The sequence below is a fragment of the Saccharopolyspora sp. MMCC62 genome (assembly GCF_057736575.1).
In genome coordinates this window covers 52,288-78,139 of the sequence record NZ_JBYKCM010000007.1, presented here as the reverse complement: position 1 = coordinate 78,139, position 25,852 = coordinate 52,288, and the positions used below count along the sequence as shown (strand labels likewise).

Below are 25,852 nucleotides of genomic sequence, written 5' to 3'. Positions count from 1 at the left end.
CCGCTGGGCGCGTCAGGCGGCGGAACCTCGGCGCCCTCCTCGCGCGGAGGACCGGCGGTGCCGGTCGCTCAGGTGCTCGGCCCCTCTTCGACGCGCGGCCGACTGGAGGCGCGACGTGCCGAGCGGAGCGGGTCGGCGGTCGATCACCAGGCGACCGGGAGCTCCTTGAGCCCGTAGATGGCGTGGTCGGTGGCGAAGGGGACCTCGTCGTCCGGGATCGCCAGCCGCAGCTCGGGGAATCGGCGCAGCAGCGCGGGGAACGCGATGCGCATCTCCATCCGCGCGAGCGGAGCGCCGATGCAGTGGTGGATGCCGTGCCCGAAACCGACGTGCGGGCTCGCGGACCGCGCCACGTCCAGTCGCTCCGCATCGTCGAGCAGTTCCGGATCGCGGTTGGCCGCGGGCAGGTTGAACGACACGAGGTCGCCGCGGCGGATCGCGGCGCCCGCGAACTCCACGTCCCGGGTCGCCATCCGCGGCGACCCGCTGTTCACCACGCTGAGCCAGCGCAGCAGTTCTTCGACGGCGCCCGGGACGTGGTCCGGTTCGTCGCGCACCAGCCGCAGCTGTTCGGGGTGGCGCAGCAGGGCGAGCGTGCCGAGGCCGAGCATGTTCGAGGTCGTCTCGTGCCCGGCGACGAGCAGCAGGTTCCCGATGCCGATCAGCTCGGCGTTGCTCAACTCCGCGTCGTGGTCCCGGATCAGCATGCCGAGCAGGTCCTCGCCGGGGTCCTGCCGCGCCCGGTCGACGAGTCCGCTCATGTAGGCGAGGGATTGCCGGGACAGCTCGACCTTCTCCTCCTCGGGCAGGGTGGTGTCGAGCTGGCGGCTGGTGCGCTCCTGGAACTCGGGCCGGTCGGTGGGCGGGACGCCGAGCAGTTCGCAGATGACCAGCGAGGGGATCGGCAGCGCGTACCGGGAGACCAGGTCGGCGGGCGGCCCGTGCCGTTCGAGGTCGTCGAGGTGCTCGTCGACGATCTCGGTGATGCGCGGTTCGAGGCGCCGCATCCGGCGGACGGTGAACTCGGGGGTGAGCATCCGGCGCAGCCGGGTGTGGTCCGGCGGGTCGAGCGCGAGCAGGTTGCCGCTGCGCTCACCGGAGAGCTGCCGCGGGTCGCGCCGCCCGCCGTCGAGGTCCTCGGGTCCCCAGCCGTTGCGGAAGGTCTCGGCGTCGCCGAGCATCCGGCGCACATCGGCGTGCCGGGTGAGCAGCCAGGCGGACGGGCCGAACGGGGTGCGGATGCGGGTGATCCCGTCGTGCGAGCGCAGCGCGGCGACGTCCGGCGCCGGGCCGAACCCGGTGCGGCGGGTGGAGATCGCCGAGTCGTTCGGCGGGGCTGGCTGGCTCACGCGGGCTCCTGGTGGTGGGAGGTGGTGCCGACAAGACTAATTCAGTCAGTTGACTGAATGCAAGGCGCTGCCGGTGCGAGGCATCTGATCGTCCTCATTGGACGGACCAGCCCCCGTCCGAGGGCAGCAGCGCGCCGTTGATGTTCACCGAGTCCTCGCTGAGCAGGAACGCGATCGACGCGGCCACGTGCTCCGGTTCGGCGATGTCCGGCAGTGCCGCCAGCGTCGGCTCGATCCGCTCCCGGCCCAGCGCCGAGTTCATCGCGCCCTCGATGCCCGTCGCCACCCCGCCCGGCGCCACCGAGTTCACCCGGATCCCGTCCGGGCCGTACATGAACGCGGCGCTGCGGGTCAGCCCGACCACCGCGTGCTTCGACGCGGTGTAGGCGGCGCCCGCCGTCGAGCCGCGCAGCGCCGCCTCCGAGGACACGTTGACGATCGAACCCCGGCCGGCGGCCCGCATCAGCGGCAGCACCGCCCGGGTCAGCCGGAACATGCCGTGCAGGTTGACCTCGAAGACCCGGTGCCACAGCTCGTCGTCCACCTCGTGCAGCGGCACCATCCCGTCGGTGATCCCGGCGATGTTGGCGAGCGCGTCGACCCTGCCGTCGGCGGCCTGCACGATCGCCGCGATCCCATCGGGGTCGGTGATGTCTGCGCGCACCGGCACGATCTCGTGTCCGGGACCTGGATGCCCTGGGTGCCCCGCGTGCCCGGCCTGCTCGTCGAGCTCGGCGGCCAGCGCGTCGAGGCGGTCCCGGTCGAGGTCGGCGGCCACGACCCGGCCGCCTTCGCGGGCGACGCGGGAGGCGGTGGCGCGGCCGATGCCGGAGCCCGCGCCGGTGATGACGACGGTGCTGCCGGTGAACCGGCCGGGCGTGCAGCGCTCCCGCCATTCCGGTCGCGGCGGTGGCGCGGTGGTGGGCGCGCCGGGAACGTCGGCCGAGCCGGGGACGTCGGCCGCGTCGCCGGGCGCGGTCGCGTTCGCCTCGGCGGCGAGCCGTTCCACCTCCTCGGCGCTGAGCCGCCCGCCGCTGAGCGCGACGAGCCTGCTCATCCGGAACCGCCGCACGGCGCGCAGCGTCCCGGCGCTCTGCCCGTTCTCGGCGAGCATCCGGCGCAGGATCGGGCCGCCCGCGGGGTGGTCGAGCCATTCGGCCACTGTGGACTCGGGGGACAGCGGGGTCATCGCGTTCTCCTGGTTCGGGGCGGTTTCCGGTGTCAGCGCGCGTCCTGCTGCGGGTGCAGCGCCTCCCGCACGTGGCGCGCGATCAGCTCGTAGCGCGCGCGGGCCCGGTCCTGGTCCCGGACGTCGTAGCCGTGATCGGCGCCGGTGACCAGGTGGTGGTGCACCAGTGCGTCCGCGGCGCGCAGCCGTTCCGCGTAGCGGTCGCCCTCGCCGCGCAGCACGTCGTGCTCGGCGGTGATGACCAGCGCGGGCGCGATGCCGGTGAGGTCGGTGGTGTCGCCGGGCGCGGCGGGGGAGTGCAGCCGGTCCCCGGCCCACCGCCGGTCCCGGACGTAGGAGGCGTTGAAGACCTCCGCCATCCAGGGGCGCAGCATCGGCTTGGGAAGCGGCGAACCCTTGTCCCGGAACGGGGTGACCAGGTCCAGCGCCGGGTAGTGCAGCACCTGCAGCGCGATCGGCGGCCCGCCCTGCTCGAAGGCCTGGCGGGCGACCGCGGCGGTGAGCGAGCCACCGGCGCTCTGCCCGCCGACCGACAGCCGGGAGCCGTCCCAGCCGTGCCGCTCGCCGTGTTCGGCGGCCCAGCGCACCACCTCGAAGGCCTGGTGCGGCGGGGTGGGGAACGGGTGCTGCGGCGCCAGCGCGTAGTCCACGTTGAGCACCGCCACCCGCGCGCTCGCGGCGAGCAGCCTGCACAGCGGGTCGTCCATGTCGGTCAGCCTCATGACGAAGCCGCCGCCGTGCAGGTTGACGTGCAGCGGCGCCGGTTCCCCGGTCTCCTCGGGCCGGTACAGCACGGCGCGGGCCGGACCCGCGGCGGTCGGGACGGTGATCTCCGAGGTGCGGGCGGGGAATTCGGGGAAGCGGTCGCGCGGTGCGCGGACCCGGGCGGTGGCGAGCTGCATGGCCTTCGCGGCGAGGACCGCGAGCGCGGGGCGGGACAGGACGGACATCGGAGCGTTCCCTTCGTCGGCCTCGCCCGCCACTGTAAGGCAGTTGACTGACTTGATTGCGGTCCGGGTTGCCGAGGATCAGGTTTGCGCAGTTCAGGACGCTATCGGGTGCCCAGCTCGACATCTTATTGACACTCTGTCTAATATGACAGCGTGTCTCACGAGGGGTGGCGGCCTGACCCCGCCACCCCACCAGCCCGCAGCCGGCCCGGCCCGTGGGAGGGCCCAGTGGAGGTGTCAACGATGACCAGCGCACCAGCGGAATCCGCGCAGCGCACCGCCGCCGACGAGGACGTGTCGCAGCGGTTGCTGGACTCGGCGGCCACCCTGTCCTACGACCCCGCCACCGAGGTCGACTGGGAATCGCCGCTGCCCCCGGACGAGTACGGCCTGAACCCGGAGTGGAGCACCCTCTACGGCACGCCGTTGTGGGACGAGCTCACCGAGCAGCAGCGGGTCACGCTCACCCGGCACGAGGTCTGCTCGGTGATGAGCATCGGCATCTGGTTCGAGATGATCCTGCAGCAGATGGTGCTGCGCGACCAGTACGTCAAGAACCCCGCCAACGCCGAGTTCCAGTTCGCCCTCACCGAGATCGCCGACGAGTGCAGGCACTCCATCATGTTCGCCCGCGCGTGCGCGAAGATGGAGGTCCCCGCCTACCTGCCGCCGCGGCTCATCGCCCAGCTCGGCCGGCTGTTCAAGACGCTCGCCGGCGCCGAATCCGCCTACGGCGGCATCCTGGTGGCCGAGGAGATCCTCGACGTCATGCAGCGCGACTGGATGCGCGGCGAGAACGTGCTCGGCATCGTGCGCACCACCAGCAAGATCCACGTGGTGGAGGAGGCGCGGCACATGAAGTTCGCCCGCCAGGAGATCAAGGAGAGCATGCGCGGAGCGGGCCCGGTGCGCCGCAACGCCAGCGCGCTGCTCATCGCCGTGGTCGCCGAGATCGTCGCGTCCAACCTGGTGCAGAAGGAGGTCTACGCCTCCGTCGGCCTGGACCCCGACCGCGCGGTCGCCGCGGTGCGGCGCAACGAGCACCGCAAGTCCATGCTGCGCAACAGCTGCGTGCACCTGATGGACTTCCTGTCCGAAGCGGGCCTGCTGAACCGCCCGGCGATGGCGATCTACCGCCGCGTCAACATGATCTGAGCCCGGAGTCGGCCGCCGCGGACCGGTGCCCGCGGCGGCCCGGGCGGGGGAGCACCGGGCAGCGACGGAACGACCTGCCGCTGGCGGTCGTCGGGCGGACGAGGAACCACCATGGCCTACGCGATCACCCAGACCTGCTGCACCGACGCCTCCTGCATATCGGTGTGCCCGGTCAACTGCATCCACCCCACGCCGGACGAACCGGACTTCGGCCGCACCGACATGCTCTACGTCGACCCGCAGGCCTGCATCGACTGCGGCGCCTGCGCCGACGCGTGCCCGGTGGACGCGATCTTCCCGGTGGACCGGCTGCGCGGCGCCGACACCGAATACGCCCGGATGAACCGCGAGTACTACGAGACCGCGGACGTGTCCAACGAGTGGACCGCGCCGAACTTCCCGCGCTCGCTGCCGGAGTACCCGGGCACGCTGCGCGTCGCCATCGTCGGCACCGGACCGGCCGCCTGCTACACCGCGCAGGCGCTGCTGCGCGACACCGGCGCCGAGATCACCATGCTCGACCGGCTGCCGCTGCCCGGCGGACTGCTGCGCTCCGGGGTGGCACCGGACCACCAGTCGACGAAGAAGATCGCCGACGGTTTCTCCTGGCTGTACAAGCACCCCAGGCTGCGGATGCACATGAACGTCGAGGTCGGCCGGGACGTCACGCACGAGGACCTGGCCGCGCACCACCACGCGGTGATCTACGCGGTCGGCGCGGCCACGGACCGCGAACTCGGCATCGACGGCGAGGACCTGCCCGGCAGCGTCTCCGCGACGTCGTTCGTGTCCTGGTACAACGCGCACCCGGACTTCGCCGACCTGGACGTGGACCTGTCCGGGGAGCGGGCCGTCGTCGTCGGCAACGGGAACGTGGCGCTGGACGTGGCGCGCATCCTGCTCAGCGAGCCGGACGAGCTGGCCGCCACCGACATCGCCGACCACGCGCTGGCCCGGTTGCGCGGCAGCCGGGTGCGGGAAGTGGTGCTGCTGGCGCGGCGCGGACCGGAGCACGCCGCGTTCACCGCGCCCGAATTCCACGCCATGCGCCACCTGCCGGGAGTGCGGGCCGTGGTCGAGGACGGGCCGGAAGTGCGCAAGGCGTTCGCCGAGCCCGAACCCGGTGGCAAGGCGGAACTGCTCGCCGAACTCCCCGTCGAGGACGTCGACCGGACCGCGGCCCCCGCGGCGGGCAAGCGACTCGTGTTCCGCTTCGGCGCCGCCCCCGCCGAGGTGCGCGGCGACGACCGGGTGCGCGCGGTGCGGGTCCGCGACGGTGGTGAGATCGCCGCCGGACTGCTCGTCCGCGCCATCGGCTACCGCGCCACCCCTATCACCGGGCTGCCGTTCGACGAGGTCACCGCGACCGTGCCGAACGCGGGCGGCCGGGTGCTCGACACCGGGGGGAACCCGCTGCCCGGCACCTACGTGGTGGGCTGGGCGAAGCGCGGGCCGTCCGGCGGGATCGGCACCAACCGCGGCTGCGCGCGCGACACCGTCGGCTCCCTGCTCGACGACGCGGCCGCCGGGCGCCTCCGCGAACCGGCGCGCACCGGGTTCGACCGGCTGGTGCGCACCCGCGCGCCGCGCTCCATCGGCCGCCGCGGGATGCTCGACATCGACAAGGCGGAGCGGGAGCGCGGCGAACGCGCCGGGCGCCCGCGGGTCAAGTTCGCGACCGTGCCGGAACTGCTCGGCGCCGCCCGCCGCTTCGGCAGGTAGCCCGCGCCGCTTCGGTGGGGGCCGGGTCGGCGGCTCGGCCGTCGCCCGGGATGGGCGCGCGCCGCGGACCGGCGGTCAGCTCAGCTCGCGCAGCAGCGGCGCGATCTCCTCGGCGGCCTGCTCGCTGTGGCCCGCGGTGGTGCTGACCATGGTGATGAGCTGGTCGGTCAGCCAGTGCTCGAACACCTCGCGCGGCGGGTTGTGCGTGGCCAGCCACGTCACGCACGTCGTCTCCACCAGCGCCACCCAGCCGCGCAGCGTCAGCAGCAGCAGCGCCGACGGGTCCACGATGCCGATCCGCTGGCACACCAGGTCCACCACGTGGTTGCGCACCTTGTCCACCAGCGTCTCGGTCTCGCTGGTGGCGATGGTGGAACCGCTGCGCAGCAGCGCGGTGTAGCTGCTGGCGAACGCCTCCACCGAGGACACGAACTCGGCCAGCGCGGAGCGCAGCTGCGTGATCAGGTCGCCGTCCGGTGGCAGCGTGATCCGCTCGATCAGCTCGTCGACGACGGTGGTCAACGCCGCGACGTGCACTTCCCGCAGGTTCGAGAAGTAGCGGTAGAACAGGGCGCGGGACACCCCGGCCGCGGCCACGATGTCGTCCACGGACACGTCGTCCATGGCCCGCTCGCCGTAGAGCTCCAGGGCGGTGGCGAGCAGGTGGTCCCGGCGTTCCTCGGGGCTCATCCGGCGGCGCGGGCGCTCGCCGCGCCCGCCGGCCGTGGAGCGCGGTGGGGTCGGAAGTTCACTGGTTCGCGGCATCGTCCCCACATCATCACATGTTTGCCCACGTCAGTCCCCGAGCACCTCCGGCCGGCCGATCATCGGCCCTGGCGCGCGCCCCGGCCCCTGCGGTGCGCCCCGGCCACCGTCGTGCGGGAATCAGGGGCGGTCGAGGAGCTCCGCCGCACCGTCGGGGCCGAGGCTCTGGTGCCAGGTGCCGCCGGGGTGGTCGATGACGAGGGGGCCGAGGTTGCACGGGCCGAAGCAGCCCGCGGGCGTCACCTTGGTGGTGGTCCCGCGGACGAGGTCGGCGAGCGCGCGGTGCACCGGTCCCGCGCCGTGCGCGGTGCAGCGCGGGCCGCGGCAGACGAACAGGTGCCGGTCCGGGACGTCCAGCACCGACCAGGAGGGGCTGCGGAATCCGGCGGGGGAGGCGGTGATCGGCGCGGTGTCGTCCGCGAGCCGGGCGATCGCCGCGGCGAGCCCGGCGCCCGCGGCCGGGCCGCGCGCCATCCGCACCTCCAGCGCGCCCGCGCGGGTCTCCCGCCAGTTCGCGACGGCCTTGCCCAGCCAGGACGCCAAGTACCGGTCGTCGGGCAATGCCAGCGGCACGAGCACGGCGGTGCCGGTGCCGTCCGCGTCGAGCCGGTCCAGGACGTCGTGCACGGAGGGCTCGCCCTGGTCGAGGTGCGCGGCGAGCACCGGTCCGCCGGTCTCCGCGGCGACGGCGCGCACCACGGCCGCCAGCGACCGCTCGTCCACGCCGGACGGGGTGGGCCGCACGACGAGCACCAGCGCCCGCTGCGGCACGTCGTCACGTTCGGGCATCCGGCGACCTCCGGGGCTCGGGGGTGGCCGCCGGTGCGGACGGCCGCGCCCGATCATGCGTCACCCGGCGGTGGATTCCGAGCGGTCCGGGACGCAGCTCACCGCTTCGGCGTCCGGGCGATCAGCACCGGGCAGGGCGCGTGGTGGATCAAGGCCTGGCTGGTGGACCCCAGCAGCAGCCCGGTGAATCCGCCCCGCCCGCGAGTGCCGACCACGACGAGCGTCGCCCCGGCCGCGTGCTCCAGCAGCGTCGCCGCAGGCGAGCCCTTGACGACGAAGCGCTGCACCTCCACGTCCGGATGGCGCTCCCGGCGGCCGCTGATCAGCTCGGCGAGCAGCCGGTGCGAGCCCTCCTCGATCTCGTCGGTGGCGAGCCCCACCCGCATCCACTTCGAGTCCACCCCGACGAGGTTCCAGGTGTGCACCACGTGCAGCGGCACGTCGTGCGCGGCAGCGGCGGCGAACCCGTGCTCCAGCAGCACGGCCGCCTGCCGGGACCCGTCCAGGCCGACCACGACCGGCCCGCCGGTGGGCTCGCCGCGGCCGCGCACCACCGCGGTCGCGCAGTGCCCGTGCGCGGCCACCGCGACCGCGACGGACCCGGCGAGCAATCCGGAGAACCCGCCGAGCCCGCGGTCGCCGACCACCACGAGCCCGGCCGAGGCCGATTCCTCGATCAGCACCGAGGCGGGGGAGCCGGGCACCGATTCGGTGCGCACCTCCAGACCGGGGCTCTCCCGCTCGGCGATCTCGGCGGCGTCGGCGAGCCACTTGCGCACCTCGGCGCGCACTTCGGTGCTGGGCGCGGTCGAGCGGCGCACGCCGGGGAGATCGGGCAGCACGGGCATGGCGAACACGTCGGCGTAGACGATGCGCAGCGCCCGGCGGCGGCGAGCGGCTTCACCGGCGGCCCAGCGGACGGCGCCGCGGGCGGTGCCCGACCCGTCCACTCCCACCACCAGTGGTCCGGTTCCGAGTTCGGTCATCTCGTCCCCCTCACCGCGGGAGTCCGCCGGGCGGTGCGGAATCCGCGCCCGGCGGGCCTCCATGCTGACGCATCGGCCGGGTGGTCGCCGCTCGGCGACGGGAGCGTTTCGCATCTACGCCAAAGTGGTCTGGACCCGTTGACCGTGTGGTCTAGTCCACATACGGTGCGGCGCGTTCGACAGTGGATCACGAATGCGTCCGCGCCGGACCCGGGGCCGAGCGCGGCGCGCTCCGGATCTCTCGTCCGCACCACCGTCCGGCCACCCGGCCGGAACCGGTAGAGGGGAGTACCCGTTGACGACCAGAACGATCCGCATGGCGGCGCTGGCAGCAGGACTGCTGGTGCTGCCGTTCACCGGCGCCGCGGCAGCAGCGGGCACCGCACCGGCACCCGCTCCGGAAGCCGCGGGCGACCTGCGCGCCGCGCCCTACTACATGCCGCTGGACAACGACCCGCAGGACATCGCCGAGGCGATCGAATCCAGCGGCCAGCGCGACTACATCTTCGCGTTCGTGCTCGCCCCCGACGCGGGCAGCTGCACCCCCACCTGGGACGGCAAGGCCGACCAGGAGGTCGCCACCGACACCGCGGTCAAGGCGAAGGCCGACGCGGTGCGCGCGGCCGGCGGTGACCTGTCGGTGTCCTTCGGCGGCTACAACGGCATCGAGCTCGGGGCGGCCTGCGCCGACTCGGCCGCGCTGGCCGACGCCTACCAGCAGGTGATCGACAAGTACGAGCTCACCCACATCGACCTCGACGTCGAAGGCGACGACCTCGGCGACGTCGCGGGCGAGACCAAGCGCTTCGAGGCGATCAAGACGCTGAAGGAGCGCAACCCCGAGCTGCACGTCACGCTCACCCTGCCGATGACCACGGTGGGCCTCAACGAGGCGGGCAAGGCCGAGATCCAGCGCGCGAAGGACATCGGCGCCGAGATCGACCTGTTCAAGATCATGGACTTCGACTACGGCGGCCCCGGCGACACGATGGCCGACAGCGCGATCTCCGTCGCCGAGGCCTTCCACGGGCAGCTGCGCGAACTGCACCCCGAGCTCGACGACGACGCCGCCTACGCGCACACCGGCGTCATCCTGATGAACGGCCACACCGACCAGCCGAGCGAGCTGTTCACCCCGGACACGTTCCGCGCGCTGCTGGACTACGCGAACGAGCACCAGATCGGCCGCTTCTCGTACTGGGCGCTGAACCGGGACCGCGTGTGCACCGAAGAGGGCGGCTGGGCCGACGGCAAGTGCAGCAGCATCGAGCAGCAGCCCTACGAGTTCACCAAGATCCTCGCCGAATACCAGTGATGGTCAGGAGAAACCTGATGAAGAAGCTCCCGAAGCTGCTGGCGGCCGTCGCCGCCGGAACCATGCTCCCGCTGACCGCGGTCGGCGCCGCGGCCGCCGCGCCGGACGCGCCCGCGGTGCCCGCCGCCTTCGCCGCGCCGGACGCGCCCGCCATCAAGACCGCGCCCTACATCGACGTGATGCAGGAATCGCCGACGCTGCCCGAGGTCGCCGAGGCCACCGGGCAGCAGAACTTCACCCTGGCCTTCGTGCTCGGCAGCGCCGCGGGCTGCACCCCGATGTGGGGCGGCGAAGCGGCGCTGGACGACCAGCGGATCATCGGCCAGATCGACGAGCTGCGCGCGCAGGGCGGGGACGTCATCGTCGCCACCGGCGGCGCGATGGGCCCGTACCTGGAGAGCGTCTGCGGCACCTCCGACGAGCTGCTCGACGCCTACAAGTCCATTCTGGACACCACCGGCTCGAACCACCTGGACATCGACGTCGAAGCCACCATCCAGCACGACATGGTGAACGAGGCGCTCGCGAAGCTGCAGGCCGAACGCGGCACCCAGGTCAGCTACACGCTGCGGGTCCAGAGCGACGAGACCGGGCTCGACCCGTACTCGTTGCAGGTGCTGCAGAGCGCCGCCGACCACGGCGTCGACGTGCTGGTCAACCCGATGGCGATGGAGTTCGGCTCGCAGAAGCCGTGGGGCGAGGCCGTCATCGCCGCCGCCGAAGCGACCCTCGGGCAGATGAAGCAGGTCTGGCCGGACGTCGACGAAGCCGGGCTCAAGGCCAAGCTCGGCGTGACGCCGATGATCGGCCGCAACTTCAACGGCAACGAGTTCACCCAGGAACACGCGCAGCAGCTGGTGGACTGGGCCAACGAGAACCAGATCGGCCTGCTGTCGTTCTGGTCGGCCGGGCGGGACAACGGCGGTTGCCCGGGTGGCGCGGTGTCGCCGACGTGCAGCAGCATCGAACAACAGCCCTACGAATTCACGAAGCTGCTCCAGGGGTTCGGGGGTTGAGGTCTCTCCACTCCTGTTGCTCGGGGGTGGGGTGGCGGAACCTCAGCTGGTCCCTCGCTGCGGGATCGATTTCACAGGTGGCTCCGCCACATGAGAAATCGCCGTCCTCGCGAGGGACCAGCTGAGAACCCGCGGCGGTGCCGGTGGCGTGCGTGGTCGTCAGCTCATCGGCTTCGCCGCTGACAGGCGAAAGACCAGGGCCGCGGTTCTGGGCGGTGATGGCTCTGCTGGGCGGGGGAGCACCTGAATCAGGTGCTCCCCCGCCCTTTGCAGTTCTGGTCCTGTGTGGACTGTCAGTAGGTGATTCCGGCGAATTCCTGGCGGGCCTTGGTGAACTGCTGCTCGCGGTCGTCCGGCCAGCCGAAGGCTCCGGTGGCGAGCTCCTTCAGGTTCGTCTCCGCGGCGCCGCTCATGAAGTGCACGAACTCGCCCCAGTTCAGCTCGCGGGAGAACGAGTCGCCCGACGCCGGGAAGTGCTCGCCCAGCAGCGCGAAGTAGCGCACCATCACCTGCGCGCCGCCGTGGTCCCGCCACAGCGGGTGGAACCAGTCGCGGAACCAGTGCGTGCCCTCGCGCGGGAAGTCGTCCACGTGGTCGTCGGCCGACATCCGGTCGAAGAAGTCCTGCGCCTCGGCCTCCATGCCGAGCCCGACGTACACGTCGTAGATGTAGAACTCCATCCACTTGCTGTCGCCCCACAGGCCGAACGCGGGCGAACCGTGCTTGCCGGCGGCGATGAGCTCGACGATGTGGCCGGTCTCGTGCGTGACGATCTCGTACTGCGGGGTCGTCCAGTCGGTGCCGCCGACGTCGCTGACGTTGCGGTGGTCGTGCGACTCGTCGTACACGGTGGACGGGTGCCCGCCGAAGTGCTTGCCCTCGTGGTGGATCGAGTACAGGCGGTCCTCGTTCATCCGGTTCCCGGAGTTGCCGTAGGTCCGCTGCGCGTACTGCCACATCGACGTCAGGTACGGCAGGAGCCATTCGCTCGCGGCCTGGTCCACGTCCCGGTCGAAGTACAGCGCGACCGTGTCGTTGTGGTCGGCGAGCCGCAGCTCTTCGGAATGCTCGAACCAGTGCTCCTGCCACGTTTCCGGCGGCGGTTCCGGGGCGCGCACCGCGGGCGCGGCCAGGCCGGTCCGGGCCAGTGCGGGAACGGCCAGCGCCGAGGTCAGGGTCGTTGCCAGGAATGTCCTTCTGCGCACGTCTTGCACCTTTCGGGGAATGCGCGGGCGGTTCGCCCGGCGAGATCGGGATCTTTCCCGCGACCGGACCCGGAACGGCGCCGATGGCTGGAACTGACCACCTCCGCCGGATTCCGGGAGGAGAGCGTTGATCCGTTCGCCGCGGACGAGCACGATCGCCGTTGCGGCGCGGGCTCTTTCGGGCGAGCGGAGGTGTCCGTTCGCGCGTCCCGGCCCGATCGATCCCAGCGGATGGGTACGGTGGCGGCCGTGTTCCCCACCGCGGAATCCCTGCTGTCCGGGCCGCGCGGCCGCCGGTGCTGCCTGGAACTGGCGCTGTCCTCCGGGGACGACGAGCGGTGGGAGGCGGCGCGCCGCGCGGTGTTCTTCGCGGCGCACCACGTGGATGCGGCCGCGGGCACATCTGTGGTGTTCGGCCCCGGGTCCGACGTGGACCCTCCGCCGCACCCGTCGAACGCCGAGATCGCCGACCTGCTCGCCGCGCTCCCGCCGCCCGAGCCCGGTGCGGCGGACCTGGTGCGGGTGCTGGCGGAAGCGGTCGCCGCCGCCCGCTACTGGCAGGAACCGGACGGGAGGGACGTGCTCGCCGCCGCGCCGCCGATCCGCGCGGCGCTGGAACCGGTGGCCGTGGCGCTCGCGGGCTGCGCGGCGGCGGACTGGTGGACGAGTCCGCTCGACCGCGAGTCCCAGTGGCTGGTGACCTTCCGCCCCGGCACCGCCGCCCCGGGACCGGTCGATCCGGAGCGTGCCCTGGCCCGCTGGCGCATCGAGAAGGTGTCCACGGAGGAACGCGCGCGCCGCGAGTGGCCGCGCTCGATCGACGCCCCGTTCAGCGCGATCTGGTGGTCCGGCCCGCCGTGCGAACTGCCGTGGACGACGCGGAACATCGGCGAGCACGGGCCCGCGGGCCTGTGGTTCGTCGAGGACGGGATGGGCTGGGAGGACGCGACCGCGCACTCGGCCGAGGTTCCGCCGGACGCCGAGGTGTACGAGATCGACGGCCCCGAGGCGTGGGCCAGGCTGTGCCGCGACCATCCGCTGGAGGTGTCGGCGAGCCACCGCCACGACTGGTACCGCACCACCGGCCGGGACGGGCGCTGGGTGCTGCCGGACTGGTCCGAGGTCGCGCGCCACCACGACGCCGTGCACCTCACCGTGACCGGCTACCTGACCACCGCCGGGATCGCGATCCCCGTAGACGGGGACCGCGCCTCGGTGCTGGCCGGTTGGGACCCGGACGCCACGTGCTGGCTCACCACCCCGCCCCGGGTCGCCGCCACCGGAACCTCCTGGCACGACCCGAACGGGATGGGGTGGCGCCCGCATCCCGCCGGGTGAACGGTCACCGCCGGGTTCCCCGGGCACGGTTCTCAGGGGAATTCCCGAGGTGCCGGGGAGATCGGTGCGACAAGGTGCAGGGGAGATCCGCTGCGGCGGAATCCTGCTACCCGCTGGGGAGAAGATGCGCAGAACCACTCGACTCGCCGGAGCCGCCACGGCCGCGGCACTGCTGCTCGCACCGGTACCGGCATCGGCCGCGGCACCGGCTGTGCCGCGGCCGGAACTGCCCGCGCCGACCGGTCCGAACCCGGTCGGCACCGGCTCGCTGCACCTGCGGGACGAATCCCGCCCCGACCCGTGGGTACCGACCGGCGCGCGGGAACTGATGATCACCGTCTGGTACCCGGCGGCCGAGGCGGTGGGGCAGCCGGCCCGCTACCTGAGCCCGGTGGAATCGCGGCTGTTCCTGGAGCTCCAGGCCGAGCACGGCGCCCCGCCCGTCGACGACCCCGAGGTGCTCAGCACCGTCGCCACCCACGCGAAGGTCGACGCCCCGCCGCAGCGCACCCCGGACGGGCATCCGCTGGTGGTGCTCTCGCCGGGATTCTCGTTCCCCCGCGCGACGATGAGCGGCATGGCCGAGGACCTCGCCTCCCGCGGCTACGTGGTCGCGGCCATCGGGCACGACCACGAGGCGGCGGGCATCGAGTTCCCCGACGGCCACGTCACCGAGTGCGATGCGTGCGAGACCGCGGACTTCGCGGGTGTGGTGCGCGGCAGGTCGCTCGACGTGCGGTTCTTCCTCGACGAGTTCCTGCGGGACCCGCGGTTCGGCCCGCTCGTCGACCCGGACTCGATCGGCATGGTCGGGCACTCCATCGGTGGCGCCAGTGCCGCCGAGACGATGCACGACGATCCGCGGATCGACGCGGGCGCCGACCTGGACGGCACGTTCTTCGCCCCCGCCGAACCGCTCGACCGCCCGTTCCTGCTGTTCGGAGCGGGTGCGCACGCGCCGGGCGGCGTCGACGACTCGTGGGACCGAACCTGGGAGCGGTTGCACGGCTGGAAGCGGTGGATCACGTTGAACGGCTCCGGGCACAGCACCGCCATCGACCTGTCGGTGCTGGCCGACCAGCTCGGCATCGAACGGCCGGGAGAACCGCTGTCCGGCGCCCGCGGCACCGAACTCGGCAACCGCTACGTCGCGGCGTTCCTCGACCGGCACCTGCGCGGCCTGCCGCAGCCCGTCCTCGACGGCCCGACCGAGCAGAACCCGGAAGCCCTGTTCTGGCACCAGGACTGACCACCGGGCGGGCTCGTGCGCGAGCCCGCCGGACGGTGATCGCGCGACTAGGATTCCGTCCCTGAGATGATCGACGCCGGTGAGCAGTGCGCGGAGCACCGCATTCGGCAGGATCGATCACCGCGGACGCGAACGGGAGGACGCTGATCGTGGACCCGGCAGTGCACGACTGGTTCCGACGGCGCACCTTCCAACGGCCCGAGTGGACGGTGCCGGAGCTCGCGGAGCTGAAAGGCGAGCGGCGGGTGAGCGTGGTCCTCCCCGCACTGGACGAGCAGGGCACTGTGGGGCGCGTCGTGTCGACGCTGCTGCCGCTGACCGATCCCGCTCGAAACGGGCCGCCCCTGGTCGATGAACTGGTCGTGGTCGACTCGGGCTCGACGGACGAGACGGCAGCCGCGGCCGAACGCGCCGGCGCTCGAGTGGTGCATCGGGAGGACGTGCTGCCGGGCTACGCACCGCGTGCCGGTAAAGGAGAGGCGCTGTGGCGGTCGTTGGCTGCGATCACTGGAGACCTGGTGGTGTTCGTCGACGCCGACCTCACCCATTGTGAGGCGAGCATCGTCCCCTCGTTGCTCGGACCGTTGTTGAGCTCACCAGAACCGGTTCTCGTCAAGGGCTTCTACCGGCGTCCGCTGGATAACGGCGCCAGATCCGCCGCCGAGGCGGAATCCGGGGGTGGTCGGGTGACCGAGCTGCTGGCCCGCCCGCTGCTGTCGGCACTGCGGCCGCAGCTGAGCGGAGTGGTGCAGCCGCTGGCCGGGGAGTACGCGGCGCGCCGGGTATTCCTGGAGTCCGTTCCCTTCGCACCGGGCTACGGCGTGGAGATCGGATTGCTGCTGGACGCGCACTCCGGGTACGGCCTGGACGGGCTCGCCCAAGTCAACCTGGGGGTTCGCGGGCACCTGCACCAGGAGTTGGCGCCGTTGGGAGTGATGTCCCGGCAGCTCCTGGACACCGCGTTGCGGCGCTGCGGGATCGTCGGCGCCGACGCGATGTCGGCTTCGTTCGATCAATTCCACATCGAGGACGGTGTGGCGGTACCGCAGTGCTCCGACGTGTTGTTCGCGGATCGTCCACCGATGCGGACGATCGCCGGGCGTTGCACCGACCCGAGCTCGGTGATTGTCTGACTCCGCACGATCACCAAGCGTTATGCTGGTGCCGATCTTCGACGGAACCAGGGGGCGACCTCGATGGCGGACGGTCACCGCAACGAGAACACGGGATCAGCGCAGGTCGTTGCCCAAGTGGGCACCCTCACCGGGGACATGCACCTGCACATGCCTTGGCGGCAGGCCGAGCTGCGAAACCAGGTGCCGAACCCGACTTCGCACTACACCAACAACGAACGGCAGCTGTCGGAGATCAGCGCCGCACTGCTCCGGTCCCCGGACGAGGGGCAGGTTCCTGCGATCGCGGTGATCGTGGGTCCGCCGGGGAGTGGGAAGAGCGCCACCGGCTACCGCTGGGTGTTCGCGCACTCGAATGCCTTTCCCGATGGGGTCTTCTACGCCCCGTTGGGCTCAGGGCTGGACGGCGCGGGAGCGTCAGGGGCGGAGAGCGAGGCGCTGCGCCAGTTCCTGATCCGCGTGGGGTTCGAGTCGCACGAGATACCGGACAGCCTGGCGTCGCGCGCGGCCTGGTTCCGGGAGTGGAGCATCGGCAAGCGGGTGGCCGTGGTCATCGACGATGCCGTTCGTGCCTCGCAGGTGCGGCACCTGCTGCCGGGAGTGGGCCGATCCGCGGTGCTGGTGACTTCCGTGGGGGATCTCAGCGGACTGCGCGCAACCGAACAGGTCACATTCGTGGAGATCACCCCGCTGGAACCGGAGTCGGCGCGAGAACTCCTGCGCCGCATCGCGGGCGCGCCCCTCGTGGACGCGGAACCGGCGGCAGTGGAGGAGCTCATCGGACTGTGCCAAGGATCGGCATTGGCGCTGTCGGTGGCGGCCGTGCTGCTCCTGGGACGCGGCGAACGTCCCGTGGCTCCGCTAGTGGCACGGCTTTCGCGAGAAGGCCGGTTGGTGCGGGGGCTCTCCCGGGACCCGGAGCTGTCGGTGGACGTCGTGTTCGATGCGGCCGCGGATCGGCTCACCTCGGCGGAGCACGGCTGCTACCTGGCGTTCGGCCAGCACCAGGGCGACGGGGACATCAGCTTGGAAGCGCTCGTCGCCGGGCTGGATGCGGAGCTGGAGGACGTCGAAGCGCACTTGGACCGACTTGTCGCAGCGAAGCTCGTGACCCCGACGGGGAAGGAACGCTACTGGGCGAACCGCTTGGTGCGCGAGCACGCCCGGCGGCGTGCCGAGCTGGGTGAAGGCAGGAGTGCCGAAGCTCGGCAGATCCGCGACCGCCTCGCGAGCTACTACCGGATCGCCGCGGTGCGCTGCGGACACGCGATGAATCCGAAGCGTGGCTGGCTCGAACGGTTCTGGCCCGGCTTGACCTCGGGCGGTGCCCACGTCGAGAAGGCACAGGCTCAGCAGTGGTTGGAGGCCGAACGGCGCACGCTGCGGGCGGTCATCGACGATGATCACCGTGAGGGCCGGGTCGAGACGTGCGTGCTCGCGATCGCTCTGTGGCCGTTGTACGAGCACAGCAAGGACTTCGCCGATCTAGAAGAGACGAGCCACTACGCCGAACGGCTCGCTGAGCACTGGGAACTGCCGCTGGTGCGCACCCTCGCGCTCGTGCAGCGCGGCTTCGCGCCGCTCGGCAGGCAGGAGTACGCCGCCGCGGCGGAACTGTTCGCGCAAGCGCGGAAGCTGTGCACCGACCACGGAGATCTGGAGCTGACCGCCACCGCTATCGAGTCGCAGGCGCTGGCCGCACGTGGTCTCGGCCAGATCGCGCAAGCCCGCGAGTTGTTCGAGGAGAACCTCGAGCTGGCGCGGAGGTCGGGCAATCCGCAGCGGGTGGGCGTGGCACGGATGCATCTCGGTTCGGTGGCTCCCGTATCCGAGGCGGTGCTCCATCTTGAGGAGGCGGTGGCCTGGTTCGAGAAGAGCGATGCCGTCAACACCGCGAAAACCCGCATGTGGCTGGGAATGCGCCTCGGCGAGCTGGGAGTGGCGGAGGCAGCAGGCGCAGCCCTGCACCAAGCGCTGGACACCATGCTCGAGTTGCGCCGACACACCGATGTTGCCCAGATCCGGCTCGGCCTCGCGGATCTCGCGCTGGCCGACGGCGATCGGGAGGAGGCACGCGCCCAGCAGCGCGAAGCGCAGGCGCTCTACCGCGCGCAAGGCTGGTCGTTGCAAGCCGAGCAGGTCGAGGCGCGGCTGGCAGAGCTCGAAGCGTGAGCCAGGTCCGGTTCAGCCCTGGCGCACGCTGACACCGAAGGTGCTCCGGCGGTGACCCGAACGCACCGGAACCGTCCGCGGGAACTCGCCCGGAACGAGCCGGTCGCGCAACCATCCGTGCAGGATCGCGCCGCAGACCGCACCGAGATCGGGAGCGGCGGAGAACACCACCGCCAGACCGTCCTGCGCGACCGCGAGCCACCGGCCCTCCGGAGTCCGAACGACCGCGAGCAGGCAACCGGGCAGCGCGTCCAGCGAAGCCCGCGCCCACTGCTCCGGGGCGGTGCACGGCTCCTCGTGCAACACGACGTCGGCGAGCTCGAGCATCCGCCGGGACGGGGATCGGACACCGGTCACCAGCACGAAACCGGCACCTGAGGGCCACGAGCCCGGACTCGCCGCCGGGTATCGGCGCACCTGGAGTTCGACGCCGACGCCCTCCTCCACGCTCACGAGCTGGCCGGGTGGTGCGGGCAAGTCCACGTCAGGCAGCGGTATCGCTACGGGTTCGGCGGGAACATCGGGTTCGTCCAACTCCAGCCAGTCGTACACCGCGGTGCGCAACAACCTCGCGGACTCACCGGGCACCGAGGTGGCGAGTTCCGTCAAACCGGCGAACCGCTCGGTCCGGTGGGAGCGAGCGGTGAATTCCAGTTGAGCGAGCAGATCACGATTCGGATCCAGCAGCGGTGCTGCGGCGTTGAGCCGGGCGATCGGCGATTCAGGGTCGAGCGATTCCTCGGGCGCTGCGGTCACCAGCAGTGGTGTGCCGAGAGCCGCCGAATAAAAAGTGACCGAACCGTGGTCTCCGATGGTGAGATCGGCGGCGATGAGCGCGGCCCGCCAGCCCTCTTCGGGAGGCAGGACGACGACGCCGGCGCGGGCGCAGTCCTCGAGCCACATCCGCACCTGCCATGGAGAATGCCCGTGCCAGACGTTCGGGTGCAAGGCGACGACGATGCGGTATTCGTCCAACGGGAGTCGTTCGGCCAATCGGGCCACGATCGACGAGTCCTGCCCGAACAGGGAGGAAGTTCCCCAAGTCGAGGAGACGAAGAGCAGCTGCTGCCCGGGGTGGACCCCGAAACTCCGCCGGTAGGTCTCCCGCAGTGGAACGCTGGCCAGGATCCGGTCGAAGCACGGATCACCGGCGACGAGCGCCACGTCGACGGCTTCCGGGCAGTGTTCTCGCAGCCTGTCGACCTGCTCGACGTGCGAGAGAACCGTCGTGGAGGGGATGAGTTCGCCCTCGTGGCGCAGCCATTCATCGGACAACCCGAAAACGGGTTTCCGGGTTTCCGGGTTTCCGGGTTTCCGGGTTTCCGGGTTTCCGGGTTTCCGGGTTTCCGGGTTTCCGGGTTTCCGGGTTTCGTCAGTGTTTTATTGTATCCCATTCCGTGCGGTACGACTAAGAGCGGAGCAGTCACTTCGTGCAGCGGACCGCCGTAGCTGGCGGACACCGCGAGGTCGAAATCCTGGGACATCGCCTCGGCCCAGGGGACGGGGATGATGTCGTGCGCTGCGAGGAACTCCGTGGTCCCCGTGGTGAAAGCACTCGACCCGATGCAGGTGAACGCGGTCTGGATGCGGTGGTCTGCGGCCCAGAACGGGAGGATGTCGAGCAGCCGGGTAGCCGCGGTCACGTTGTGCACGATCGCCAGCACTGAGCGTTCAACTCGAACTGTGCGCCAAGAGCGGCCGGCGGAACCGGCCAGCAACTCACTCCACCGCAGCACGCCCACGGCCCGAATGCTACCGAAGCGCATCTCGGAGCCGAACGAGGTGAACGTCCGACCAGCTGAGCAGTTCCTCAGACCCCCACGTAGTCGGCGAGGTGCTCGGCGGTGAGGGTGGTGCGGGCCGCGATCAGGTCGGCCGGGGTGCCTTCGAAGACGACCCGGCCGCCGTCGTGCCCCGCGCCCGGGCCGAGGTCGATGATCCAGTCGGCGTGCGCCATCACCGCCTGGTGGTGCTCGACGACGATCACCGACTTGCCCGCGTCCACCAGGCGGTCCAGCAACCCGAGCAGCTGCTCCACGTCCGCCAGGTGCAGGCCGGTGGTCGGTTCGTCGAGGACGTACGCGCCGCCCTTCTCGGACAGGTGGGTGGCGAGCTTGAGCCGTTGCCGCTCGCCACCGGACAGCGTGGTCAGCGGCTGGCCGAGCGTGAGGTAGCCGAGGCCGACGTCGGCGAGCCTGCGCAGCACGCGGTGCGCGGCGGGGGTCTTCGCGTCGCCGTCGGCGAAGAACTCCTCGGCCTGCGCCACCGACATCGCCAGCACCTCGCTGATGTCGCGCCCGCCGAGCCGGTGCTCCAGCACGGATCGCTGGAACCGCTTGCCCTCGCACTCCTCGCAGGTGGTGGCGACCCCGGCCATCATCCCCAGGTCCGTGTAGACCACGCCGGCACCGCCGCAGCCGGGGCAGGCGCCCTCGGAGTTCGCGCTGAACAGCGCCGGTTTCACGTCGTTGGCCTTCGCGAAGGCCTTGCGGATCGGGTCGAGCAGTCCCGTGTAGGTGGCGGGGTTGCTGCGCCGCGAACCGCGGATCGGGGCCTGGTCGATGGAGATCACTCCGGCGTCCTTCGGCAGCGAACCGTGCACCAGGGAGCTCTTGCCGGACCCGGCGACACCGGTGATGGCCACCAGCACCCCGAGCGGGATGTCCACGTCCACGCCCTGCAGGTTGTTCGTGTGCGCGCCGCGCACCTCGATCGCCCCGGACGGTTCCCGCACCGAGGTCTTCAGCGCGACCCGGTCGTCGAAGTGCCTGCCGGTGGTGGTGCCTGCCGACCGCAGGCCCGCCACGTCCCCTTCGAAGCACACCTCGCCGCCTGCCGAACCGGCGCCGGGGCCGAGGTCCACGACGTGGTCGGCGATCATGATCGTCTCCGGCTTGTGCTCCACCACGAGCACCGTGTTCCCCTTGTCCCGCAACCGGAGCAGCAGGTCGTTCATCCGCTGGATGTCGTGCGGGTGCAGGCCGATGGTGGGCTCGTCGAACACGTAGGTGACGTCGGTCAGCGAGGAACCGAGGTGCCGCACCATCTTCACCCGCTGCGCCTCGCCGCCGGACAGGGTGCCCGCGGGCCGGTTCAGCGACAGGTAGCCGAGCCCGATCTCCACGAACGACTCCAGCGTGCCGCGCAGCGAGCCCAGCAGCGGCGCCACCGACGGCTCGTCCAGGCCGCCGATCCACTCGGCGAGGTCGTTGATCTGCATCGCGCACGCGTCCGCGATGCTCAGCCCGCCGATCTTCGAGGAGCGGGCCGCGTCGGTGAGCCGGGTGCCGTCGCAGTCCGGGCAGGTCGCGAACGTGACCGCGCGCTCCACGAACGCCCGGATGTGCGGCTGCATCGACTCGACGTCCTTGGACAGGAACGACTTGCGGATCTTCGGGAGCAGGCCCTCGTAGGTGAGGTTGACGCCCTCCACCTTCACCTTCGTCGGCTCGCGGTGCAGGAAATCGCGCATCTCCCGCGCGGTGAAGTCGCGGATCGGCTTGTGCGGGTCCAGGAACCCGGATTCGGCGTAGACGCGGACCGTCCAGAAGTTGTCCGACTTCCAGCCGGGGATGGTGAACGCGCCCTCGGACAGCGACTTGGAGTCGTCGTAGAGCTCGGTGAGGTCGATGTCGGAGATGCTGCCGCGGCCCTCGCAGCGCGGGCACATGCCACCGGTGACGCTGAACTCGCGGCGTTCCTTCACGGTGCGCCCGCCGCGCTCCATCGTCACCGCGCCCGCCCCGCTGACCGAGGCCACGTTGAACGAGAACGCCTGCTGCGAACCGATGTGCGGCGTCCCGAGCCTGCTGAACAGGATGCGCAGCATCGCTCCGGTGTCGGTGGCGGTGCCCACCGTGGAGCGCGGGTCGGACCCCATCCGCTGCTGGTCCACGATGATCGCGGTGGTGAGCCCGTCGAGCACGTCCACCTCGGGTCGCGCCAGCGTCGGCATGAAGCCCTGCAGGAACGCGCTGTAGGTCTCGTTGATCATCCGCTGCGATTCGGCGGCGATGGTGCCGAACACCAGCGAGCTCTTGCCGGAGCCGGACACGCCGGTGAACACGGTCAGCCGCCGCTTCGGGAGCTCGACGCTGACGTCCCGCAGGTTGTTCACCCGCGCGCCGTGCACCCGGATCAGGTCGTGGCTGTCGGCGGCGTGCTGCGCCTGTCGCTCGTGGCTCATCGTCGTCTCCCCCGGAGTGCCGTGCCCAGTGCTGTGCGGCGGTCCTGTGCGGCGCCGCCGCCCGGTCCGGCATCCTAGGCGCCCACCCCGACGACCGCGTCCCACCGATCCCGATCTCGCCAGGTGAGCGGCCCGTTCGCCCAGCGGGCGCGGGCCGGCGGGCGGTTCAGCCGACGCGGTCGTCGGAGCGGGGGACCAGGCCGGACGGCGGGACGAGGTCCCAGCGCTCCAGCTGGGCGCGGACCTGCTCGGCGGCGTCGATGTTCAGCGGACCGGACGTCCACATCGAGTACGGCAGGTTGAGGAACCGCTGCTCGGTGACCGCCCGCAACCGGTCGATGCCGGGCCGCGAGCGCAGCATCGCCACCTTCTCCGCGAAGGTCTGCGGCGGGTAGTCCACGAACAGGAACGCGTCCGGGTCCGACGCCGCGACCCGCTCCCAGGACACCTTCGTCCAGGTGTCGCGGACGTCCTCGAGCGCGTTGCGCCCGCCCGCCGCGTCGATGATCGCCTGCGGCCCGCCCTTGTTCCCGCTGGAGAACACGGTGTCGCTGGCGCTGTCGAACAGGAAGATCGTCGGCCGGCGCTGCGGCTGCGGGGCTGCGCGCAGCGCGTCGAGCCGGCGCTGGACGTCGGCGTTGACCTGCGCGGCCTGCTCGGTCCGCCCGGTGATCGCGCCGAGGTTGGTGAGGTCGGTGCGCAGCGCCTGCCACGGTTCGACGATGCCGCGGGCCTTCCCGGCGCCCTGCCGGCAGCTCTCGGTCAGCACGTACCCGGCGATGCCCGCGCCGCGCAGGCCGTCCGGGGTGAGCCGGGTCGTTTCGCTGTAGCCGTAGTTCCACCCGGCGACCACCACGTCGGGCCGCTGCGCCAGCACCGCCTCCCGCGACGGGGAGGAGGGCGCGACGACGGGCAGCCGGTCCACCGCGTCCCCGTAGTGGCGGCGCAGCACGTCGGCGTCGCGCTGCAGGCTGGACACGGCGGCGACCTGCTGCTGCGCGCCGAGCGCCAGCACCATCGAGATCATGTTGCCGTCGTTGACGAACATCCGCTGCGCGGGCGCGGGGAACTCGGCGGGAGCCCCGCAGTTGTCGACGGTGATCGTCGGCCCGCCCGGCCCGCCGGGCGCGGCGGTCCCGCAGGAGGCCAGCAGGGCGGCGGCGGTGACCGCGATCAGCGTCCGGGCGTGTCGTCGCATGATGCGTCCTCGTTCGGTGCGGCCCCGATGAGCAGGTGGGTCCTGCCGGTCCGGGGATGGGTGACGGGGGTGGCCTCGACGCCGAAGACCTCGCGGACCACCTCGGGCGCCAGCGCCTCGTCCGGGGCGGCGAGCGGGCGGGCGGTGCCGTCGTGCAGCACCAGCACCCGGTCGCAGGTCGCGGCGGCCAGCGCCAGGTCGTGCAGGCTCAGCACGCAGGTCCGGTCCGCGGCGCGCACCAGCCGCAGCAGGTCCAGCTGGTGGTGCACGTCGAGGTGGTTCGTCGGCTCGTCGAGCAGCAGCAGCGGGGTGCGCTGGGCGAAACCGCGGGCCAGCAGCACCCGCCTGCGCTCGCCGCCGGAGAGCCGGTCCACCGGCCGCTCCTCGAAACCGGCCAGGTCCACCGAGCGCAGCGCCGCGGCCACCGCCGCGCGCTCCGCGTCGCCGCCCCCGGACCACGGCGCCCGGTACGGGGTGGTGCCGAGCGCGACGAACTCGCCGACGAGGAAGTCCGGCGGCAGGTCCTCCTCCTGCGGGACCAGCGCGACCCGGCGCGCCCGCTTCCGCGCGGGCAGCCGGTGCAGCGGGACGCCGTCGACCAGCACCTCCCCGGCCGCGGGGCGCAGGATCCCGGCGAGGGCGCGCAGCAGCGTGGACTTTCCGGCGCCGTTGGGACCGACCACGCCGATCGTCTCGCCCGCGGCGGCGCTCCAGGTCAGCTCGCGCAGCACGGTGCGGTCGCCGAGCGCGCAGCGCAGCCCGGTCACCTGCACCGGCGCACTCACGACGCACCGCCGTAGGAGTAGCGGCGCCTGCCCAGCAGCACCAGGAACACCGGCGCGCCGATCAGCCCGGACACCACGCTCAGCGGGATCTCGGTGGGCCGCACCAGCACCCGGGTCGCGACGTCCACCCACAGCAGGAACAGCGCCCCGCCCAGCGCGGCCACCGGCAGCAGCGCCCGGTGCCGGGCGCCGACGACGAGCCGTGCCAGGTGCGGCACGACGAGCCCGACGAACCCGATGCCACCGGAGACCGCCACCAGCACCCCGACCAGCACGGCCAGCAGCACGAACAGCGCGATCCGCAGCTCCCGCACCGGCACGCCCAGCGCGGCCGCGGTGTCCGGCCCGGTGCTGAGCGCGTCGAGCCAGCCGCTGCCCGCGAACAGCGCCACGCCCGCCACCGCCACGACACCGGCGGGCAGCGCCAGCTGCGACCACTCGGCTCCGGCGAGGCTGCCCAGCAGCCAGAACAGCACCGACTGCGCCGCCGCCGGATCGGCGCTGCGGAACACCAGGAAGCTCGCGACCGACGAGAATGCGGACCCCAGCACCGTGCCGATCAGCACCAGCCGCAGCGGCGTCAGCCCGCCCTGCGCGACGGCGACGCCGAACACCAGCAGCGCCGAGCACAGCGCCCCGGTCAGCGCACCCGCCGACAGCGCCCAGATCCCGGCCCCGGCGAACAACCCCGTCGTGATCACCAGGGTCGCGCCGACCCCGGCCCCCGAGGACACCCCGAGCAGGTACGGGTCGGCGAGCGGGTTGCGCACCAGCGTCTGCATCGCGGCTCCTGCCAGCGCCAGCCCGGCGCCGACGACCACGGCCAGCAGCGCCCGCGGCAACCGCAGGTTCCAGACGATCGTGTCGTGCACCAGGTCCGCGGGGACCCCGCCGGTGATCCGGCTCAGCAGCGCGTCCGCGACGGGCCCGATCGGCAGCGGTTCGGCGCCGAACGCGGTGGACAGCCCGGTGCTGACCGGCAGCAGCGCGCACAGCGCCAGCACGACCAGCGGGACGCGCAGCCGGGTGCGCTGCCGGGTGCGCGGCGGTGATCCGCGCCGGGCGGTGTCGGGACGTGGCGGCACGGGAGCTGCACCCTCCTCGGGCTGGCGCGGCCCGGGTAGCGGTCGGTGCGACGGGAGGGGTCTGGCTCCCGGGCGCGTGGCCCGGTCACAGTGGCGCGACCGCTCCGAACTTCCGTCGGATTCCCTCACCGTCACCTGTTCGGGAGGATCTTAGGCGGCGGAGGCGGTCGCCAGCGCGCCACCGGCTGTCCGTTCGATCACAGCGCACCGGTCGCTGCCTGCGGAGTCCCGGATAATGGATCATGGAGCGGGGCCCCCGGCATTC

Annotated in this window: 20 protein-coding genes; 8 read left to right on the top strand and 12 right to left on the bottom strand. The window is 72.0% G+C overall.

Features of this window, described 5'->3' with window-relative positions; genetic code table 11:
- Nucleotides 1-143: 143 nt before the first annotated feature.
- From AC29IT_RS17670 to AC29IT_RS17660, 3 genes are all read right to left on the bottom strand, one after another.
- Nucleotides 144-1,349 (bottom strand): cytochrome P450, encoded by a 1,206-nt coding sequence (locus tag AC29IT_RS17670; RefSeq protein WP_488219472.1) that lies wholly within the window; start codon nucleotides 1,347-1,349, stop codon nucleotides 144-146.
- A 94-nt stretch (nucleotides 1,350-1,443) separates the two neighbouring features.
- Nucleotides 1,444-2,538 carry an SDR family NAD(P)-dependent oxidoreductase gene (locus AC29IT_RS17665; RefSeq protein WP_488219471.1) on the bottom strand — a complete coding sequence of 365 codons (1,095 nt, stop codon included), beginning with the start codon at nucleotides 2,536-2,538 and terminating at the stop codon, nucleotides 1,444-1,446.
- A 32-nt stretch (nucleotides 2,539-2,570) separates the two neighbouring features.
- On the bottom strand, nucleotides 2,571-3,488 hold the full coding sequence (locus AC29IT_RS17660) for an alpha/beta hydrolase (protein WP_488219470.1): 918 nt from the start codon (nucleotides 3,486-3,488) through the stop codon (nucleotides 2,571-2,573).
- A 243-nt stretch (nucleotides 3,489-3,731) separates the two neighbouring features.
- Between AC29IT_RS17660 and AC29IT_RS17655 the strand changes: the two genes are divergently transcribed.
- Together AC29IT_RS17655 and AC29IT_RS17650 are read left to right on the top strand one after the other, a co-directional pair.
- Entirely contained in the window at nucleotides 3,732-4,643 is a 912-nt protein-coding gene (locus AC29IT_RS17655; protein WP_358438208.1) for an AurF N-oxygenase family protein, read from the top strand.
- Nucleotides 4,644-4,754: 111 nt separating this feature from the next.
- Nucleotides 4,755-6,365 carry an FAD-dependent oxidoreductase gene (locus AC29IT_RS17650; RefSeq protein ID WP_488219469.1) on the top strand — a complete coding sequence of 537 codons (1,611 nt, stop codon included), beginning with the start codon at nucleotides 4,755-4,757 and terminating at the stop codon, nucleotides 6,363-6,365.
- Nucleotides 6,366-6,440: 75 nt separating this feature from the next.
- On the opposite strand, the gene AC29IT_RS17645 is transcribed toward AC29IT_RS17650, so the two are convergent.
- From AC29IT_RS17645 to AC29IT_RS17635, 3 genes are all read right to left on the bottom strand, one after another.
- Nucleotides 6,441-7,055 (bottom strand): TetR/AcrR family transcriptional regulator, encoded by a 615-nt coding sequence (locus AC29IT_RS17645; RefSeq protein ID WP_358438214.1) that lies wholly within the window; start codon nucleotides 7,053-7,055, stop codon nucleotides 6,441-6,443.
- A gap of 195 nt (nucleotides 7,056-7,250) precedes the next feature.
- Nucleotides 7,251-7,919, bottom strand: a complete 669-nt coding sequence (locus AC29IT_RS17640) for a (2Fe-2S) ferredoxin domain-containing protein (protein WP_488219468.1) — start codon at nucleotides 7,917-7,919, stop codon at nucleotides 7,251-7,253.
- Between the two features lie 98 nt (nucleotides 7,920-8,017).
- The gene (locus tag AC29IT_RS17635; protein WP_358438220.1) at nucleotides 8,018-8,905 is read right to left on the bottom strand and encodes a universal stress protein; all 888 of its coding nucleotides are present in this window, start codon (nucleotides 8,903-8,905) and stop codon (nucleotides 8,018-8,020) included.
- Between the two features lie 295 nt (nucleotides 8,906-9,200).
- Between AC29IT_RS17635 and AC29IT_RS17630 the strand changes: the two genes are divergently transcribed.
- Nucleotides 9,201-10,220 (top strand): chitinase, encoded by a 1,020-nt coding sequence (locus AC29IT_RS17630; RefSeq protein WP_488219467.1) that lies wholly within the window; start codon nucleotides 9,201-9,203, stop codon nucleotides 10,218-10,220.
- Nucleotides 10,221-10,237: 17 nt separating this feature from the next.
- Complete coding sequence (locus AC29IT_RS17625) at nucleotides 10,238-11,236, top strand: chitinase (RefSeq protein ID WP_358438225.1); 999 nt, start codon at nucleotides 10,238-10,240, stop codon at nucleotides 11,234-11,236.
- 293 nt (nucleotides 11,237-11,529) lie between these two features.
- Here the strand turns inward: AC29IT_RS17625 and AC29IT_RS17620 are convergent, their stop codons facing one another.
- On the bottom strand, nucleotides 11,530-12,441 hold the full coding sequence (locus AC29IT_RS17620; protein WP_488219466.1) for a hypothetical protein: 912 nt from the start codon (nucleotides 12,439-12,441) through the stop codon (nucleotides 11,530-11,532).
- 249 nt (nucleotides 12,442-12,690) lie between these two features.
- Between AC29IT_RS17620 and AC29IT_RS17615 the strand changes: the two genes are divergently transcribed.
- The 4 genes from AC29IT_RS17615 to AC29IT_RS17600 all read left to right on the top strand — a co-directional run bounded on the left by AC29IT_RS17615 (nucleotide 12,691) and on the right by AC29IT_RS17600 (nucleotide 18,333).
- Nucleotides 12,691-13,779 carry a hypothetical protein gene (locus tag AC29IT_RS17615; protein ID WP_488219465.1) on the top strand — a complete coding sequence of 363 codons (1,089 nt, stop codon included), beginning with the start codon at nucleotides 12,691-12,693 and terminating at the stop codon, nucleotides 13,777-13,779.
- Nucleotides 13,780-13,903: 124 nt separating this feature from the next.
- Nucleotides 13,904-15,028, top strand: a complete 1,125-nt coding sequence (locus AC29IT_RS17610) for an alpha/beta hydrolase family protein (RefSeq protein ID WP_488219464.1) — start codon at nucleotides 13,904-13,906, stop codon at nucleotides 15,026-15,028.
- 161 nt (nucleotides 15,029-15,189) lie between these two features.
- Complete coding sequence (locus AC29IT_RS17605) at nucleotides 15,190-16,161, top strand: glucosyl-3-phosphoglycerate synthase (RefSeq protein WP_488219638.1); 972 nt, start codon at nucleotides 15,190-15,192, stop codon at nucleotides 16,159-16,161.
- A gap of 138 nt (nucleotides 16,162-16,299) precedes the next feature.
- The gene (locus AC29IT_RS17600; RefSeq protein WP_488219463.1) at nucleotides 16,300-18,333 is read left to right on the top strand and encodes a hypothetical protein; all 2,034 of its coding nucleotides are present in this window, start codon (nucleotides 16,300-16,302) and stop codon (nucleotides 18,331-18,333) included.
- Nucleotides 18,334-18,345: 12 nt separating this feature from the next.
- Here AC29IT_RS17600 and AC29IT_RS17595 read toward each other — a convergent pair whose 3' ends face one another.
- From AC29IT_RS17595 to AC29IT_RS17575, 5 genes are all read right to left on the bottom strand, one after another.
- A complete protein-coding gene (locus AC29IT_RS17595; protein WP_488219462.1) occupies nucleotides 18,346-19,608 on the bottom strand; it encodes a hypothetical protein in 1,263 nt (420 codons plus the stop codon).
- 535 nt (nucleotides 19,609-20,143) lie between these two features.
- Complete coding sequence (locus tag AC29IT_RS17590; RefSeq protein WP_488219461.1) at nucleotides 20,144-22,519, bottom strand: ATP-binding cassette domain-containing protein; 2,376 nt, start codon at nucleotides 22,517-22,519, stop codon at nucleotides 20,144-20,146.
- 166 nt (nucleotides 22,520-22,685) lie between these two features.
- Complete coding sequence (locus tag AC29IT_RS17585; protein WP_488219460.1) at nucleotides 22,686-23,717, bottom strand: ABC transporter substrate-binding protein; 1,032 nt, start codon at nucleotides 23,715-23,717, stop codon at nucleotides 22,686-22,688.
- Nucleotides 23,693-24,502, bottom strand: a complete 810-nt coding sequence (locus AC29IT_RS17580; RefSeq protein WP_488219459.1) for an ABC transporter ATP-binding protein — start codon at nucleotides 24,500-24,502, stop codon at nucleotides 23,693-23,695. The genes AC29IT_RS17585 and AC29IT_RS17580 overlap by 25 nt, the downstream gene beginning before the upstream one ends.
- The gene (locus tag AC29IT_RS17575) at nucleotides 24,499-25,587 is read right to left on the bottom strand and encodes a FecCD family ABC transporter permease (protein ID WP_488219458.1); all 1,089 of its coding nucleotides are present in this window, start codon (nucleotides 25,585-25,587) and stop codon (nucleotides 24,499-24,501) included. The genes AC29IT_RS17580 and AC29IT_RS17575 overlap by 4 nt, the downstream gene beginning before the upstream one ends.
- Nucleotides 25,588-25,852: the final 265 nt, after the last annotated feature.